The organism is Pseudomonas sp. 10S4 (assembly GCF_034344865.1).
Lineage (GTDB): Bacteria > Pseudomonadota > Gammaproteobacteria > Pseudomonadales > Pseudomonadaceae > Aquipseudomonas.
The window spans coordinates 2,007,038-2,024,421 of record NZ_CP133774.1 but is presented as its reverse complement, the minus strand read 5'-3'; the positions used below and the strand labels follow the sequence as shown (position 1 = coordinate 2,024,421).

Sequence of the window (17,384 nt, the reverse complement as noted above, 5' to 3'; positions counted from 1 at the left end):
TCACATCCTGCCTTGTGACGCCTCACAAGATGGTAGCCGTGAACGCCAACCTGTTGACCGGAAGCGCCAATCACCATGAGTGAACCGACCTCCCTCGCCAGCTGGACCCGCGCCCTGCGCAAGCAACTCGATGCGTTGGGCCTCGACAGCACCGCCCTGTGCCAACAGGCGGGGCTTGACCCGCAGTTGATGGACGACCCGAACGCCCGTTATCCGTTGTCCAGCACCACGCGCCTGTGGGAAATCGCCGTGCAGGCCAGCGGCGACCCGGCGATCGGCTTGCGGGTGTCGCGCTTTGTCAGCCCGACCACATTCCACGCGTTGGGTTATGCGCTGGTGGCCAGCGGCAGTCTGCGGGAAGTGTTCGAGCGCATCGTGCGTTATCACCAAGTGGTCAGCGATGCGTTGGAACTGGAGCTGACTCGCGGCGAGGATCGCTACCGTTTCCGCCTGAAAGTCCCCCTCGGTAGTCTGGCCCCGGCCTTCGAAGCCATCGACGCCTTCGCGGCGATCTACGTGCGCACCTGCCGCAATCGCCTGGGCCGCGAGTACGCGCCAATGGCGGTGTACCTGCGCCGCCCGGAACCGGCGGACCCGCATCAGTGGCACAAAGTCTTTCGCTCCCCGGTGTACTTCAGCGCCGATGAAGACCGACTGGAATTCTCGCTGGTGGATTTCGACAGCCACCTGGACGACGCGAACCCGGAACTGGCCGAACACAACGAAACCGTGCTCAAACGCACCCTGGCACAGCTCAAACCGCTGACCTGGGAGCGCAAGGTGCGCGACGCCATTGAAGAACAACTTCCAGAAGGCGAACCCAGCGCCGAACGCATCGCCCAGGCCCTGCACCTGAGCTTGCGCAGCCTGCAACGGCACTTGGCGGATGAGGGTTGTCGATTCGACACGTTGCTCAACGAAAGCCGCGAAAACCTGGCGCTGCTGCATCTGCGTGATCCGCAGTGTTCGTTGAGTGAGGTCAGCTATTTGCTGGGGTTTGCCGATACGAGCAGCTTCAGCCGCGCGTTCAAACGCTGGACGGGGATGACACCGGGGCAGTTTCGGGATGGGTTGCGGTAACGGATCCAGAAGGTGTGGTGAATTGACTGGCCCCTTCGCGAGCAAGCCCGCTCCCACATTTGATCTTCAGTGAACACAAAATCCACTAACAACGCAGAACCACTGTGGGAGCGGGCGTGCTCACGAAGGCGATCTTCAACTCACCACAGTTTCCACTTGGCCGACTTGCATCGCATACGATGCAAATTTATACAAATCATGGAAATGCATTGTATTTAGTGCATTTCGAAACGAAGAGTTGGCCAATTTTGGCCTGACTTTCAGTAATCACCGCCCCCGATCACGCCGCAACAACTTACGCACCCGCGCCACCAGTTCGCTCACGGTGAACGGTTTGAGCAGGTAGTCATCCTCATGCAACTCCAAACCGCGCAGTCGATCTTCGATGCCATCCTTGGTGGTGAGGAACAGCACCGGGGTTTCGCCGAGTTTGCGGATCTGCTGCTGCAACTGCCAACCATTGAGGCCCGGCAGCATGACGTCGAGGATGATCAGGTCGTACTCGCCGGACTCGATAAAGCGCCGACCGTCCATGCCGTTTAGCGCCACATCGACTGAATAGCTCGCCTCATTCAGGCCGTTGGCCAGGAGTTTGGCGGTTTCAGGTTCGTCTTCCACTAACAGGACACGCATGGCACACCTCGATTATTCAGGGGTACAGGCTAGGCGTGTTCGGGCCGGTTGCCCATCACTAACTTCAACATATCCCCCTGTGGGAGTGGGCTTGCTCGCGAATGCGGAGTGTCAATCGGCATTGATGTTGGCTGACAGGACGCCTTCGCGAGCAAGCCCGCTCCCACAGGGGGGTCAATGTTTTCAGCTAAATCGTGGCCAGCGCCCGCAACCGCTCGGCGTCCAGAATCTCGATCTCGCCATAGCCCAGGCCGATAATCCCCTGGCCCTGCAATTCCTTGAGCAACTGGTTGGTGGTCTGGCGCGACAGCGACAACATCGACGCCAGTTGCTCCTGGGGCAGTTGCAGTACCCGTCGCGGCGGATCGACTTCGCCATAGCCCTCGGCAATCATCAGCAAGCGGTGGGCAAGGCGGGCCGGGGCCGGCAGCAGGCTCAGTTGTTCGAGGTAGATGAAGGTCAGGCGCAGTTTGTGGCTCATCAGCAACGCCAATTGCCGCCAGTACAGCGGTTGTTCATCGAGCAACTTCAGCAATGCCGTTTGCGGGATGTGCAGCAGGATGCATTGACCCACGCCATAGGCGTCGTGGGTCCGGGGCTGGCCATCGAACAGACAGATTTCGCCGAACCAGTGCGGTGGCTCGACCAGGCTCAGCAGCGCCTCCTTGCCCTGCTCGCTCACCGCACCGATGCGTATCGAGCCTTCGAGTACCGCGTACAGACCGCACGGCGGATCGCCACGCTTGAACAGCCGCTGCCCCGCCGTCAACCGCCGAACCCGGGCTGCCACCAGCAGACTATCCTGAAAGGGAACGGGTAAATGACTGAACCACTGCCCACTCATCAGGCGTGGACGCCAGACCTGCATATCCATGAAGACTCCTAGAGATTGTCGCCTGGCTGACAGAGCGAGCGCCGAACCCGGGGCATGATCAGTCACCCTACAGGAGGAATAACAATGAAAAGCCTCGTTGACCATCTCAGTCAATACGCCGCCTACCACCGTGACCCCCGCAATATCGCCAGCCACTTTATCGGCATTCCGCTGATTGTGGTGGCCGTCGCGGTTTTACTGTCGCGGCCGCAATGGGCTGGAGGCTGGGTTTCGCCGGCGGTGCTGCTGGCGTTGGCGTCTGCGTGGTTTTACTTGCGCCTGGAGCTGCGCCTCGGGGTGCTGATGACGGTGTTGCTGGGCCTGTCGGTTTGGCTGGGGCATGCGTTGGCGCAGCAAAGCACGATGCTCTGGCTGAGCAGTGGCGTGGGGATGTTTGTGATTGGCTGGGCGATTCAGTTTGTCGGTCATCACTATGAGGGGCGTAAGCCGGCGTTTGTCGATGATGTGACGGGGTTGATTGTCGGACCGTTGTTTGTGGTGGCGGAACTGGCGTTTTTGTTGGGGTTGCGGCAGGACCTCAAGGAGCAGATTGAGGCGCGGGTTGGGGGTGTGAGAATCAATCCGAAGCGTGCTGCTGCGTAGATCGTATTCGCGAGCAAGCCCGCTCCCACAGGGGATTTATGTACGCCATAGATCCAATGTGGGAGCGGGCTTGCTCGCGAAGCTTTTGATTTTAGATGTTGGCGACTTTCTGCCAGACCTTGGGTTTGAAGAACAACGTCTCACCCTTGGCCAACCCGACCAGGCTGTCGTGATCCTTCACCACTTCAGCCTCGATCAGTTCGCTCTGCCCTTCAACCTTCAACGTCACCCGAGTGGTGGCGCCCAATGGCCGGATATCACGCACTTCAGCCGCGTGGTGATCCTCCAGCTCATGCCGCGACAGCGACACTTCGTGCGGGCGGAACAGCACGTGATTGTCGTCACCCAAGTGCAAACGGTTGGAGTCACCGAGGAAGTGATAAACGAAATCGCTGGCCGGGTTTTCGTAGACGTCGCCCGGTGAACCGATCTGCTCGATCACACCTTTGTTCATCACCACGATGCGATCCGCGACTTCCATCGCCTCTTCCTGGTCGTGGGTCACGAACACGGAAGTCAGGTTGATGTCTTCGTGCAGCCGCGCCAACCAGCGACGCAGTTCTTTACGAACCTTGGCATCCAGTGCGCCGAACGGTTCGTCCAGCAGCAGAACTTTCGGTTCCACCGCCAACGCGCGGGCCAGGGCAATACGCTGGCGTTGACCACCGGACAGTTGCTCCGGGTAGCGATCCGACAACCAATCCAGTTGCACCATGTTCAGCAGTTCGTGAACTTTGACCGCGATCTGGCTTTCGCTCGGGCGCTGGTTTTTCGGCTTCATGCGCAGGCCGAACGCGACGTTGTCGAACACCGTCATGTGCCGAAACAAGGCGTAGTGCTGGAACACGAAACCGACGTTGCGATCACGCACGTCGTGGCCGGAGACGTCTTCACCGTGGAACACGATGTTGCCTTGGTCCGGGGTTTCCAGGCCGGCGATGATCCGCAGCAGCGTGGTTTTGCCGCAACCCGACGGGCCGAGCAGCGCCACGAGTTCGCCGCTGTGGATATCCAGGCTGATGTCGTTCAGGGCCTTGAACGCGTTGAAATTCTTGCTGACGTTACGCACTTCGATCGACATGACTTATTCCTCCGCGGCGCTGGCGCGCAGGCGGTTAATACGGTTTTCGCTCCACTGCTTCAGCAGCAGGATGAAGAGCGCCATGATCAGCAACAGGCTCGCTACAGCGAACGCGGCCACGTGGTTGTATTCGTTGTAGAGGATCTCGACGTGCAGCGGCAGGGTGTTGGTCACCCCGCGAATGTGCCCGGAAACCACCGACACCGCACCGAACTCACCCATCGCCCGCGCCGTACACAGCACCACGCCGTAGATCAGGCCCCATTTGATATTGGGAACGGTGACGTGCCAGAACATCTGCCAGCCATTGGCGCCGAGCAGGCGCGCGGCTTCTTCTTCCTGGGTGCCTTGTTCCTGCATCAGCGGGATCAGCTCACGGGCCACGAACGGCACGGTGACGAAAATCGTCGCCAGCACGATACCCGGCAAGGCGAAGACGATCTGGATGTCGTGATCCTGCAACCATGGACCGAACAGGCCTTGGGCACCGAACATCAGTACGTAGACCAGACCGGCGATCACTGGAGAGACCGAGAACGGCAAGTCGATCAACGTGACCAACATACTTTTTCCACGGAACGAGTATTTACTCACGCACCACGCTGCGCTGACGCCGAACACCACGTTCAGCGGCACCGAAATCAGTACGGCGATCACCGTGAGTTTCAGCGCCGACAAGGCGTCCGGTTCAAAGATCGCGGTGAAGAACGCGCCCAGGCCGTTTTTCAAGCCCTGGGACACGACGATAAACAGCGGCAACAATAAAAACAGCGTGAAGACCAGCCAGCACAGACCGATCAGGATACGCCGCGAAGTAGCACTGCCACGGCGGGCGGCGTTGGCCGAAGAGGCGGCCGCAATAGACGATTGGGACATGGTTCGCGCCTCCTTATGGGGTTTCGATGCGCCGCTGCAGCAAGTTGATCAGCAGCAACAGGACGAAGGAAACCACCAGCATCAACACGCCAATGGAGGTGGCACCGGTGTAATCGTATTGGTCGAGCTTGACCATGATCAGCAGCGGCAGGATCTCGGTTTTCATTGGCATGTTGCCGGCAATGAAAATCACCGAACCGTACTCACCGACACCACGGGCAAACGCCAGGGCAAAACCGGTCAGCCAGGCCGGCAACAGCGCAGGCACCAGGATGTAGCGGAACACCTGCAACGGCTTGGCGCCGAGGCATGCTGCCGCTTCTTCGATTTCACGCGGGATGTCGGCCAACACCGGCTGCACCGTGCGCACCACGAATGGCAGCGTGACGAAAGTCAGCGCCAGGGTGATGCCGAGTGGGGTGTAGGCGATTTTGAAGCCCATGTCCGCGGCGAACTGCCCGACCAGACCGGTCGGCGTGTACAGCGCGGTCAGCGCGATACCGGCCACGGCGGTGGGCAAGGCGAACGGCAGGTCGATCATCGCGTCGATGATCTTGCGGCCCGGGAAGGTGTAGCGCACCAGCACCCAGGCCAGCAACGTGCCGATGATGCCGTTGATGATCGCAGCATACAGCGCAGTGCCGAAGCTCAGCTTCAACGCCGCCAGCACGCGAGGCGCGGTAACGATGGCGTAGAACTGATCCCAGGTGAGTTGGGAGGCATGGATGAACATCGCCGCCAGTGGAATGAGCACAATCAGGCTGAGGTACACCAAGGTGTAGCCCAGCGTCAGCCCGAAGCCGGGTATGACGGGGGAGATACGACGCGACATAAAAGTCCTTGGTTAAAAAATCAATCAGCTAAACGCATTCATGTGGGAGCGGGCTTGCTCGCGAAAGCGGAGTGTCAGTCAACATTTTTATCGACTGACTCTCCCTCTTCGCGAGCAAGCCCGCTCCCACATGTTATGCGCCTGAGCTTAAGGCTCGTTGTGTAGCTCAAATCAGGTTACTGCGCCTGGTAAATCTGGTCGAACACGCCACCGTCATTGAAGAATTTCGGTTGGGCAGTTTTCCAGCCGCCGAAGTCTTTGTCGATGGTCACCAGGTCCAGTTTCGGGAACTGCTTGGCGTATTTGGCTGATACGTCCTTGTCACGAGGACGGTAGAAGTTCTTCGCCGCGATTTCCTGACCGGCCGGGCTGTACAGGTGCTTGAGGTAGGCCTCAGCAATCTCGGTGTTGCCCTTTTTCTCGGCGTTCTTGTCGACCAAGGCCACCGGTGGTTCGGCGAGGATCGACAGCGAAGGCACAACGATCTCGAACTTGTCGGCGCCGCCGTCTTCTTTCAGTGCCAGGAACGCTTCGTTTTCCCAGGCCAGCAACACGTCGCCCTGACCGTTGTTGACGAAGGTAATGGTCGAGCCGCGAGCACCGGTGTCCAGCACAGGCACGTGTTTGAACAGGGTTTGTATGTATTCTTTGGCCTTGGCTTCGTCACCGCCGTTGGCTTTCAGGCCATAGGCCCAGGCCGCGAGGAAGTTCCAGCGTGCGCCGCCGGAAGTTTTCGGGTTCGGGGTGATGACCGACACGTCGTTCTTGATCAGATCGCCCCAGTCCTTGATGCCTTTAGGGTTGCCCTTGCGCACCAGGAACACGATGGTCGACGTGTAAGGCGTGCTCGCATCCGGTAGACGCTTCTGCCAGTCGGCCGGCAGGGTCTTGCCGAGTTTGGCGATTTCGTCGATGTCACCCGCCAGGGCCAGGGTCACCACGTCGGCCCGCAGCCCGTCGATTACCGCCCGGCCTTGTTTGCCCGAACCACCGTGGGATTGCTGGATCTTCACGTTGTCGCCAGCGTGGTCTTTCTTCCAGAAGTTGATGAATTCAGCGTTGTAGTCCTGATACAGCTCACGGGTCGGGTCGTACGACACGTTGAGCAGCTCGTAATCCTTGGCAACCGCGGAGCCTGCAAAAAGAGCGCTGGCCAGCGCGGCCAAAGCGAAATGACGAATCGACGACATGGTGAAAGCTCCTGGAATTCTGGTTGTGTTGCTTTTTCTTATGAGTTTCTTGAATCGCGGTTGCCGTTTACAAAGATCGCCGCCTTCGGCCGCTCCTACCTCAATCCCCCGTAGGAACTGCCGAAGGCTGCGATCTTTTGATCTTTCTTTTGATTTTCGCTTCAGCTCGGTTTGTTAACCGGGTTCTGCAAGCGGAATTTCTCTTTGCGTTCGATCTGGACCACCTGGGCGTTGTGCACGGTGATTTCCACTGCGCCGAAACGCAGATCGCGCAGGGCACTCTGGATCTCACGCAAAATGGTTGCTTCGTCCTGGCCGTCAACGCTACGTAGGGATGCGCTCATGGTGCTGCTCCTTATCTGAGAGGTTGCCTGGCAGTGTCGGTACTGCTTGCGGCGTGAGGGCAATAGTAGATAGGCGCGGATATTCTTAAAAAGACTATTTAAGAATGTTTATATAACCAAAAAGTATTATTTGGTGGGACAAGGGCTTGCGGAGGATTTTGAGTTTTTGAAATCACTCAGACCCCTGTGGCGAGGGAGCTTGCTCCCGCTGGACTGCGTAGCAGTCCCAAAAGCGTCACCGCTACCGATGAGCAAATCCCTCTAATAGTTGGCGAGCGTTTCGCACTCGAACGGGAGCAAGCTCCCTCGCCACAAAAGCGCATCACGAACTCAGCAAATAATCGGCGCCCGAGCCCAATCCAGTTGCCCCGCTGGCACCGGCCTGCCAAACCAGTAGCCCTGCCCCAGTTCGCAAGCGTGCTCGAGCAGGAATGCCGCTTGCTCCACTTGCTCGATCCCTTCGGCATGCACCTGCATCCCCATGCTGTTGGCCAACGCGATGATCACCCGCACAATCGCGCCGTCATCCTCGTCCCACGGCAACCCGGCGACAAAACCCTGATCGATCTTGAGCTTCTGCACCGGCAAACGCTTGAGCCGCAGCAGCGACGAATAACCGGTGCCAAAATCGTCGATGGCCAGCCGAACACCCAACTCACGCAAGCGGTGCATCTGCTCCAGCGCCACTTCCGGATCGTCCATCACCGCACTTTCGGTGACTTCCAGTTCCAGATACGCCGGATCCAGCCCGGTTTCGTGCAGCACCTGCGCCACTTGCTGATACAACTCGCGGCGCGCAAACAACCGCGAAGACACATTCACCGCGACAAACGACAGCACCACGCCTGCCTGCTGCCATTGGCACATCTGCTGACAGGCTTGGCGCATGACCCAGGCATCAATCTCGGAAATCAGCCCGGTACGTTCGGCGACCGGGATGAACTCGGCCGGCGATATCAAACCGCGCTGCGGATGATCCCAGCGCACCAGCGCCTCGACGCCGATCAAGCGACTGGTTTTGAGGTCATGGACCGGCTGGTAGTAAACCCGCAGTTCCTGCTGTTCCAGCGCGCGGCGCAGTTCGAAGGCGATCTCGACCCGCTGCTGGGCGTGTGCGGTCAATTCTTCGGTGTAGAGCGCGTAACCATCACGGCCGGCGCTCTTGGCCTTGAACAGCGCCGAGTCGGCATTGCGCAGCAGTTGATCGGCACTCAAGGCATCGCTGGGGAACAGGCTGATGCCGATGCTGGCGTTAATGAACAACTGATGCCCATCGATCTCGAACGACTCCTTGATGCCATCGATGATCCGTTGCGCCAGCGCCGCCGCTTGCACCAGTTGCGGACAATTTTCCGCAAGTACGGCGAATTCGTCGCCGCCCAGCCGCGCCAGGGTGATGCCCGGTACGAACAGGCCTTTGAAACGTACGGCCACGGCCTTGAGCAGTTGGTCGCCGATGTTGTGCCCGAGGCTGTCGTTGATCATCTTGAAATGATCCAGATCGATCATCAGCAATGCGCAACCACGCTTGTGCAGTTGCGCCGAAGTCAGTGCCTGTTCGACACGATCGGTGAACAGCAGGCGATTGGGCAGATCGGTCAACGGGTCGTGGTGAGCCAGGTGTGTCAGTTCGTGTTCGGAGTTCTTGATCGCGCTGATGTCGGAAAACACCGCCACGTAATGACTGACACGGCCCAGGTCGTCATGAATGAGGCGGATGGTCTGCCATTGCGGGTAGATTTCGCCGCTCTTGCGCCGATTCCAGATCTCCCCGCTCCATTCGCCGCTGCTACCGAGCATGGCGAACATCGCCTGATAGAAGGCCGGCGGGTGGCGACCGGACTTGAACAGACTCGGCCGTTGGCCCATGACCTCCTCACGCAGATAACCGGTGATCTCCATGAACGCGCGGTTCACATGCACGATCAGCCCGTTGCGGTCGGTCACCAACACCCCTTCGCGGGTGCAATCGAACACGGCTGCTGCTTGGCGCAGACGTTCCCGGTCTTCATTGCGCTCGCGTAATTTGGCGCCGATCCCCAGGCAGCGGAACAGTTTGGCCCGGGCGAGAAAGATTAATCCGGCGCTGAGCAGCACCCAGGCATAACCGTTGATCAGTTGCCATCGCAACAGCTCGGTGGAGCTATCGAAGAAACTGTTCAATAAATAACCACTGAACTGGAGCCAGACTACTGAAATCACCAGATAAAGCAGCGCTGCACGCAAGGCATCGCGATATGTTGCAGTCATTCGGCCATCCATGTCCCTACAAACGGGTTGGAATTATAGGTTAAAGAAACATCCGGCCACTCTTATCTGAAAGGGCGACTGGTTTTATCTGTGGGCTTAGTGATAATGCAACGGCTGTTTTTTTATTTATCGAGGGCCCTATAGCCTATGTGGTACGAAGGTTTTCTCGGCTTGTCGCCCTGGTCACTGGTGGCAGTCACCCTGCTGATGACCCATGTGACCATTGTTGGTGTCACGGTCTATCTGCATCGCTATTCAGCCCATCGCTCCCTGGAGCTCAATGCCGGCCTGAAACATTTCTTCCGCTTCTGGCTGTGGCTGACCACGGCGCAGAACACCCGCGAGTGGACCGCCATCCACCGCAAGCATCACGCCAAATGCGAAACCGTCGATGACCCGCACAGCCCGGTCATCAAGGGGCTTTCCACCGTGTTGCGCAAGGGCGCCGAGTTGTACCGCGAAGAAGCGGAAAACCCGGAAACCCTGCGCATCTACGGCAAGAACTGCCCCGAAGACTGGATCGAACGCAACCTCTACAGCCGTTACCCGTTGTTGGGCGTCGCGATCATGGGCGTCATCGACCTGCTGCTGTTCGGCACCATCGGCATCACCATCTGGGCCATCCAGATGATGTGGATCCCGGTCTGGGCCGCCGGCGTGGTCAATGGCCTGGGCCATGCCATCGGCTACCGCAACTTCGAATGCCGCGATGCGGCAACCAATCTGGTGCCTTGGGGCATCCTGATCGGCGGCGAAGAACTGCATAACAACCATCACACCTACCCTAACTCGGCAAAATTGTCGGTGAAGAAGTGGGAATTCGACCTCGGTTGGGCCTGGATCCAGGTCTTCAGTTTCTTCCGTCTGGCCAAGGTCCAGCGCGTTGCGCCGATCGCCCACCGGGTTGAAGGCAAGGGCAATCTGGACATGGACACCGCCATGGCCATTCTCAACAACCGCTTCCAGATCATGGCGCAGTACCGCAAGTTGGTTATCGCGCCGCTGGTCAAGCAGGAGCTGGAAAAGGTCGATCACTCGGTCCGTCACCAGTTCCACCGGGCCAAGCGTTTGCTCTCGCGGGAAACCAGCCTGCTGGATGACAAGCACCATATCCGCATCCAGAACATGCTCGAGCACAGCCAGGCGCTGAAGGTAATTTACGAGAAACGCCTGGCCTTGCAGCAGATCTGGGTCAAGACCAGCTCAAATGGTCACGATATGCTTGCCGCTATCAAGGATTGGGTACACGAAGCCGAAGCCAGCGGGATTCAATCCCTGCGCGACTTCGCCGACCAGCTGAAAACCTACTCCCTGCGCCCTGCAGCGCCTGTCTGACCTGTAGCCACAGGCAAGCCTCTGAACCGAGGCTTGCCTGTGGCGAGGGAGCTTGTCGGAACGCCACACCGCCCCGTTCGGCTGCGCAGCAGACGCAAACCCAGACGACGCGTTTCAACTGAACAAACGCGTCGCCATTACCGCCCGGCGGGAGCAAGCTCCCTCGCCACCCAAGGCGGGAACTAAGCTCCAAATCCCCTATCTCAAAGACACTTCGCCATCCAGGCGGGCCGGGACCTGTTATCAATTCTTTCCCACACCAAGCGTGATGCGCCTGCTGTGGCACAAGAAATAATCGATAAAAGGCCCACGTTGTGGCCGCTTTCGAACCTCCGAGCGGCGCACGCCCTTTGAGATTTATGCCGATGGTCACTAAAAACCTACAAGACTCATCCCATCCGCAGTGGCCCGAGGCAGCGCAAACCCTGATGGCACTGATGCATGCCCAAGGTGAAGTCGCGCGCCTTAGCGAACGCGAACAACTGTTCAGCTCCTTGCTGGTCAGCGTCAACGCGGTGCTTTGGGCATTCAATTGGGAAACCCGTCAGGTGCTGTACGTCAGCCCCGCCTATGAACGGATTTTCGGCCGTTCCGCCGGCCTGTTGCTGGCCGATTACAACCAGTGGCGCGACAGCATTTACCCCGACGACCTGGACTACGCCGAGCGCAGCCTGGCCGAAGTGCTGGTCAAAGGTGCCGTCGAAGACCGCGAGTACCGCATCATCGCGGCCGACGGTCAGGTGCGCTGGCTCAGCGACAAGTGCTTCATCAACCGTCAGGCCGACCCGGGGCAACCGGTGATCATCGTCGGTATTGCCGAGGACATCACCGAAAAGAAGCAAATGGAAGCCGAGCTTCAACGCTTGGCGACCACCGACGTGTTGACCCAAAGCAGCAATCGCCGACACTTCTTCGAGTGCGCCCATCGCGAGTTCGAACAGGCACGGCTGCAAGGTGCGCCGCTGGCCTTCCTGCTGCTGGACATTGATGACTTCAAGAAGGTCAACGACACCTACGGCCACCCGGCGGGCGACACTGTGCTGCAACGTATCGCCGAGAGCGGTCGCGCGACATTACGCCGGGGTGATCTGTTCGGGCGAATCGGCGGCGAAGAGTTCGCGGCGATATTCCCGGGTTGTGCGCCGGACATGGCCATGCAAGTGGCCGAGCGCCTGCAGCGAGAGATTCAGCGATTGAGCTTCAGCCATGATGAGCAGACCTTCGGCATCACCGTCAGCCAGGGCCTGACCCGCCTCACCAGCGACGACGAAAGCCTCGATAGCCTGTTCGCTCGCGCGGATGCGGCGATGTATGAAGCCAAGCGCCAGGGCAAGAACCGGATTATCTCCGCCTAACGACTTTCCGGCGCAACTGAACTCCTGTGGCGAGGGGACTTGCCCCCGTTCGGTTGCGCAGCAATCGCAAAACCAGAGAGCACGGTTCACCTGACAGATTCCGGTTGCAGGACTCAGGGCCGCTTCGCAGCCCAACGGGGGCAAGCCCCCTCGCCACAGGGCTCGCTCCCACAGGGTTTGTGTGATGGCTACTTTTTGCGTAGTCGCATCAGCTCTGGCAATCCGATCTTGAGCAACCGCGCCGTCCGGCTCTTCGACAGTTCCTCAATGCCCTCGTGTTCGGTCAGGCGCGCCAGTTGCGCGGCCATGTTCATCACCAGTGCTTCGCGCGAATAAACCCCGCCACCGAGCTGGTAGACCGCCGCAATCAGTTCCCGCAGTTCCAGCGGCAGACGCCAGCGCGTGCGCAGCGCCGAACCGTAGCCCGCGCCGAACGCGGCCAGCGCCTCACCGACCTCTTCCCATTCATCCAGCTCGCCACCGGCCTGCTTCCATTCCTGCAAACAACGCAGCAACGCCAGATCGCCGAGGCGATGCAGCATCCCCGCGCAATAGCAGCGCTCCTGGTCCAGGTCCAGCAAACGCGCCAGGGTCCGGCCATATTCGGCCGTACGCAGCGACAAATCCCAATAACGTTCGGCATAGTCCGCCAACTGCGGATCACTGAGCCGCGCACAGCGCTTGAGGGCCAGGCCCAGAATCAGGTTCATGCTTTGCGCGGTGCCCAAGCGAAGCAGCGCCTGGGACAAGGTTTGCACCGCGGCGCCATGATGCTGGGCCGCACTGTTGGCGGCGGCGATCAGCACCGCAGTGATTTGCGGATCATTGCGGACCTCAGCTTCCAGCAGCGTCAGATCGAGACCATTGGGGTTAAGGCTGCGTTTAACCGCCAGTTGCACATCGGTCATCAACGGCGCGCCGTCCGTCTGCTCACGCCGACGCTCCAGGTACACCGACAAGGTCATGCCCGGCGCCAGCGTGGGTGCCTCGCAGGACACTTCTTCCCCAGCGTTCAGTAGCAGTTCCTGCAAACGGTGAGTCAGGTTTTCCATATCCAGGGGTTTGGTCAGATACGCGGTGGGCGCCAAAGGCAAGGCTTCACGCACACTGGCACTGTCGTTGCGGTTGCTCATCAGAATGAACGGCAACGGCGGATTACGTTTGCGCTGACGCACGCTACGCAAGACGTTCAAGCCATCGATACCGGGCAATTCCCAGTCGACGATCACCAGATCGTAAGGCACGGTCGCCAGCAGTTCCATCGCCTGCTGGCCGTCGGCACACAGATCCAGCCGTGCGTCGCAACGCACATTCAACAACACCTGCTTGAGCAGGTCGCGGGACCAGGGGTCGGCCTCGGCAATCAGCACACGCGGTACAGCGGGTAAAACCACAGCGGTCATTCGCACACTCCAACGGCAATGCATGAACCTTAGTCAATGCTGGCCATTCGATACAACGCATTTATCCTTGATGTGTTTCAAGACCATAAAAAAACCCGCCGAAGCGGGTTTTTTGTCGATCAGGTCACACTTGGCGATCAGAGCTCAGAGAAACACTCTTCGATGATCGCCAGGCCTTTGTCCAGTTGCTCGTCCGGCGAAGTCAGCGGTACCAGGACGCGCAGAACGTTGCCGTAGGTGCCGCAGGACAGCAGGATCAGGCCCTTGTCGCGCGCCTTGGCCACAACCGCTGCCACTGCAGGCGCGTTCGGCTTGTGGCTGTCGCCGTCGACAAACAGCTCAACCGCGATCATCGCGCCCAGGGCACGGACTTCGCCGATCACCGGGTACTTGGCCTGGATGGCTTTGAGGCCAGTCACCAGACGCTCGCCAACCGCTTTGCAGCGATCCAGCAGGTGTTCTTCTTCGAACACTTCCATCACGGCCAGGGCCGCGGCGCAAGCGATCGGGCTACCCGCGTAGGTGCCGCCCAGGCCGCCTGGAGCAATGGCGTCCATGTATTCAGCCTTGCCGCACACACCGGCCAACGGGAAGCCGCCAGCGATGGATTTGGCGAAGGTGGTCAGGTCGGCGGATACGCCCATCTGTTCCATGGCGAAGAAAGTGCCGGTACGGCCAGCGCCGGTTTGCACTTCGTCAGCGATCAACAGAATGCCGTGCTGGTCGCACAATTCACGCAGACGCTTCATGAACGCTTTAGGCGCGACGTAGAAACCGCCTTCGCCCTGAACCGGCTCGATGATGATGGCAGCGATGTCACGCGGCTCGGCGTCGTTCTTGAAGATGCGTTCGATGCTGGCGATCGAATCGTCGACGCTCACACCGTGCAGTTCATTCGGGTACAGCGCGCGGAAGATGCCGCCTGGCATCAGGCCCATGCCGGCCGAGTAAGGCACGACTTTACCGGTCAGACCCAGGGTCATCATGGTACGGCCGTGGTAAGCGCCGGTGAACGCGATCACGCCAGCACGGCCAGTGGCGGCACGGGCGATTTTCACGGCGTTCTCTACAGCTTCGGAACCGGTGGTCACCAGCAGGGTTTTCTTGGCGAAATCACCTGGCACCTTGGCGTTGATTTTTTCGCACAGTTCTACGTACGGCTCGTAAGCCAGCACCTGGAAGCAGGTGTGAGTAAGCTTGTTCAGCTGCGCGGTCACGGCGGCGATGATTTTCGGGTGCAGGTGACCGGTGTTCAGCACGGCGATACCGCCGGCGAAGTCGATGAACTCGCGACCTTCAACGTCGGTCACGGTGGCGTTCTTCGCGGATTCGGCGAAGATCGGGTGAATCTGGCCAACACCGCGTGGTACAGCGGCTTCGCGGCGTTTCATCAGGGATGCGTTTGTCTTGCTCATAAAGTCCTCATTCACCGCTCATCGGGCGGCGTGGTTCAAGGAAAATGCGGCGGGGAGGCAACTACGGCAGCATGCGATGATCGACTGCCACAGCTTTCCCGGCCACAGAGAAAATTCCATTTGAAGCGCAGAAAGGGACAGCGCTCTCGTGCCCTTTCCGCTTGAAGCAATGCCTTGCCGGCGCTTATCTATTAAGAGCTTAGATGCCCAGGCAGAGGTATTTGATTTCCAGGTAATCTTCGATGCCGTACTTGGAGCCTTCACGGCCCAGGCCCGACGCCTTGATGCCGCCGAACGGCGCGACTTCGTTGGAGATCAACCCGGTGTTGACGCCGACCATGCCGTATTCCAGGGCTTCAGCCACACGGAACACACGGCCCAGGTCACGGGCATAGAAGTACGAGGCCAGACCGAACTCGGTGTCGTTGGACATCGCGATCACTTCGGCTTCGTCCTTGAAGCGGAACAGCGGCGCCAATGGGCCGAAGGTTTCTTCCTTGGCCACGGCAGCGTTCTTCGGCACGTTGACCAGAATGGTCGGTTCGAAGAAGTTGCCTTCCATGACCTTGCCACCGGCCAGAACGGTTGCGCCTTTGCTGATCGCGTCAGCAATGTGTTCTTGAACCTTGGCCACGGCTTTTTCGTCGATCAGCGGGCCAGTGGTGGTGCCTTCTTCCAGACCGTTGCCGATCTTGAGTTTGGCCACAGCCACTTTCAGCTTCTCGGCGAACGCGTCGTAGACCGAATCCTGAATGTACAGACGGTTGGCGCAGACGCAGGTCTGGCCGTTGTTGCGGTACTTGGAAATGATCGCGCCTTCGACGGCCTTATCCAGGTCCGCGTCGTCAAACACGATGAACGGCGCGTTGCCGCCCAATTCCAGGGAGACTTTCTTGATGTCCTTGGCGCATTCCGCCATCAACTGACGACCGATTTCGGTCGAGCCAGTGAAGGACAATTTGCGCACGATCGGGTTGCTGGTCAGCTCGCTGCCGATGTCACCGGCACTGCCGGAAACAACGCTGAACACACCGGCCGGAATACCGGCACGCTGAGCCAGCTCAGCCAGTGCGAATGCGGAGAACGGAGTTTGCGAAGCAGGCTTGAGCACCATGGTGCAACCGGCGGCCAGGGCCGGGCCGGCTTTACGGGTGATCATCGCGAGCCGGGAAGTTCCACGGGGTGATTGCAGCGGTCACGCCGATTGGCTGCTTGATCACGATCAAGCGCTTGTCTGGCTGGTGACCCGGAATCACGTCACCGTAGATGCGCTTGGCTTCTTCGGCGAACCACTCGATAAAGGAAGCGGCGTAAACAATTTCGCCCTTGGCTTCGGCCAATGGCTTGCCTTGCTCGAGGGTCATCAGGCGAGCCAGGTCGTCCTGGTTCTCGATGATCAGTTCGAACCAGCGACGCAGCTTGTTCGCACGGTCCTTGGCGGTCAGTGCACGCCAGGCCGGCAGCGCTTTGTCAGCGGCTTCGATCGCACGGCGGGTTTCGGCAGCGCCCATCTTCGGCACGGTGCCCAGAATTTCGCCTGTTGCCGGGTTATTGACCTTGATCGTCTGACCGTTGTCCGCATCGACCCAAGCGCCATCGATAAAGGCTTGCTGGCGGAACAACTGGGTGTCTTTAAGCTGCATGTCGGCTTTCCTTAACAGCACCGCGACCAGCGCGGAGCGAATTATGATTGTAGAAAGGCGCCTCAAAGGCTGCCGTCAGGGAAATCATTCACCGGGCTGAAGCACATAAATAGCGCACTGATTAAAACTCGTGCGGTTCAGCACCCAGACAAGAGCGTTTGAAATCTCGAACGAATCCTAGGATCAATGCCGGAAAAGGACAATAGGGCGTTCGAAAAAAAGAACGAAAACGGCGCATTTGCCTATTTTTTCTGATCAACGTAGCAAACGGGTGTTACAGGATAGAAAAACACAGGCTATTCAGCAGCATGGACGCCCGCAACGCATATGAGTATCATGGCGCCCGCTTGCACCAGTAGCTCAGCTGGATAGAGTACTGCCCTCCGAAGGCAGTGGTCGTGGGTTCGAATCCCGCCTGGTGCACCATATAGCAGTCTAGACCTGTCTCAGACAGTCTACGAAACACCCCA

The 17,384-nt window shown here is 59.1% G+C and carries 14 protein-coding genes, 1 tRNA gene and 1 pseudogene; 5 read left to right on the top strand and 11 right to left on the bottom strand.

Annotated elements, in window-relative coordinates; translation table 11 throughout:
• Window positions 1-75 precede the first annotated feature (75 nt).
• Window positions 76-1,080 carry an AraC family transcriptional regulator gene (locus tag RHM58_RS09405; RefSeq protein WP_201199605.1) on the top strand — a complete coding sequence of 335 codons (1,005 nt, stop codon included), beginning with the start codon at window positions 76-78 and terminating at the stop codon, window positions 1,078-1,080.
• Between the two features lie 267 nt (window positions 1,081-1,347).
• Here RHM58_RS09405 and RHM58_RS09400 read toward each other — a convergent pair whose 3' ends face one another.
• Window positions 1,348-1,713: a response regulator gene (locus RHM58_RS09400; protein ID WP_322270175.1), complete on the bottom strand. Its 366-nt coding sequence runs from the start codon at window positions 1,711-1,713 to the stop codon at window positions 1,348-1,350.
• Window positions 1,714-1,900: 187 nt separating this feature from the next.
• A complete protein-coding gene (locus RHM58_RS09390; RefSeq protein WP_322270173.1) occupies window positions 1,901-2,587 on the bottom strand; it encodes a Crp/Fnr family transcriptional regulator in 687 nt (228 codons plus the stop codon).
• Between the two features lie 84 nt (window positions 2,588-2,671).
• Between RHM58_RS09390 and RHM58_RS09385 the strand changes: the two genes are divergently transcribed.
• Window positions 2,672-3,190: a DUF962 domain-containing protein gene (locus tag RHM58_RS09385; protein ID WP_201255344.1), complete on the top strand. Its 519-nt coding sequence runs from the start codon at window positions 2,672-2,674 to the stop codon at window positions 3,188-3,190.
• 91 nt (window positions 3,191-3,281) lie between these two features.
• Here RHM58_RS09385 and RHM58_RS09380 read toward each other — a convergent pair whose 3' ends face one another.
• The 6 genes from RHM58_RS09380 to dibA form a co-directional block, all read right to left on the bottom strand.
• Window positions 3,282-4,271 carry a sulfate/molybdate ABC transporter ATP-binding protein gene (locus tag RHM58_RS09380; protein ID WP_054050209.1) on the bottom strand — a complete coding sequence of 330 codons (990 nt, stop codon included), beginning with the start codon at window positions 4,269-4,271 and terminating at the stop codon, window positions 3,282-3,284.
• Window positions 4,272-4,274: 3 nt separating this feature from the next.
• Entirely contained in the window at window positions 4,275-5,147 is an 873-nt protein-coding gene (cysW, locus tag RHM58_RS09375) for a sulfate ABC transporter permease subunit CysW (RefSeq protein ID WP_054050211.1), read from the bottom strand.
• Window positions 5,148-5,160: 13 nt separating this feature from the next.
• Window positions 5,161-5,979, bottom strand: a complete 819-nt coding sequence (gene cysT / locus RHM58_RS09370) for a sulfate ABC transporter permease subunit CysT (RefSeq protein ID WP_201199576.1) — start codon at window positions 5,977-5,979, stop codon at window positions 5,161-5,163.
• 176 nt (window positions 5,980-6,155) lie between these two features.
• The gene (locus RHM58_RS09365) at window positions 6,156-7,169 is read right to left on the bottom strand and encodes a sulfate ABC transporter substrate-binding protein (protein WP_201199568.1); all 1,014 of its coding nucleotides are present in this window, start codon (window positions 7,167-7,169) and stop codon (window positions 6,156-6,158) included.
• A 161-nt stretch (window positions 7,170-7,330) separates the two neighbouring features.
• The gene (oscA, locus tag RHM58_RS09360; RefSeq protein WP_123498265.1) at window positions 7,331-7,513 is read right to left on the bottom strand and encodes a sulfur starvation response protein OscA; all 183 of its coding nucleotides are present in this window, start codon (window positions 7,511-7,513) and stop codon (window positions 7,331-7,333) included.
• A 330-nt stretch (window positions 7,514-7,843) separates the two neighbouring features.
• Complete coding sequence (dibA, locus tag RHM58_RS09355; RefSeq protein WP_322270171.1) at window positions 7,844-9,763, bottom strand: phosphodiesterase DibA; 1,920 nt, start codon at window positions 9,761-9,763, stop codon at window positions 7,844-7,846.
• 147 nt (window positions 9,764-9,910) lie between these two features.
• On the opposite strand from dibA, the gene desA reads away from it, so the two are divergent.
• Complete coding sequence (desA, locus tag RHM58_RS09350; protein ID WP_201199565.1) at window positions 9,911-11,098, top strand: delta-9 fatty acid desaturase DesA; 1,188 nt, start codon at window positions 9,911-9,913, stop codon at window positions 11,096-11,098.
• 365 nt (window positions 11,099-11,463) lie between these two features.
• Window positions 11,464-12,453, top strand: a complete 990-nt coding sequence (locus tag RHM58_RS09345) for a GGDEF domain-containing protein (RefSeq protein ID WP_201199563.1) — start codon at window positions 11,464-11,466, stop codon at window positions 12,451-12,453.
• A gap of 188 nt (window positions 12,454-12,641) precedes the next feature.
• On the opposite strand, the gene RHM58_RS09340 is transcribed toward RHM58_RS09345, so the two are convergent.
• The 3 genes and pseudogenes from RHM58_RS09340 to gabD all read right to left on the bottom strand — a co-directional run bounded on the left by RHM58_RS09340 (window position 12,642) and on the right by gabD (window position 16,914).
• Entirely contained in the window at window positions 12,642-13,856 is a 1,215-nt protein-coding gene (locus RHM58_RS09340; RefSeq protein ID WP_201199561.1) for a response regulator, read from the bottom strand.
• Between the two features lie 137 nt (window positions 13,857-13,993).
• Window positions 13,994-15,271 carry a 4-aminobutyrate--2-oxoglutarate transaminase gene (gabT, locus tag RHM58_RS09335; RefSeq protein ID WP_201199559.1) on the bottom strand — a complete coding sequence of 426 codons (1,278 nt, stop codon included), beginning with the start codon at window positions 15,269-15,271 and terminating at the stop codon, window positions 13,994-13,996.
• A 199-nt stretch (window positions 15,272-15,470) separates the two neighbouring features.
• Window positions 15,471-16,914, bottom strand: a pseudogene (gene gabD / locus RHM58_RS09330) (NADP-dependent succinate-semialdehyde dehydrogenase).
• A 349-nt stretch (window positions 16,915-17,263) separates the two neighbouring features.
• On the opposite strand from gabD, the gene RHM58_RS09325 reads away from it, so the two are divergent.
• Window positions 17,264-17,340 (top strand) — tRNA-Arg (locus tag RHM58_RS09325).
• Window positions 17,341-17,384: the final 44 nt, after the last annotated feature.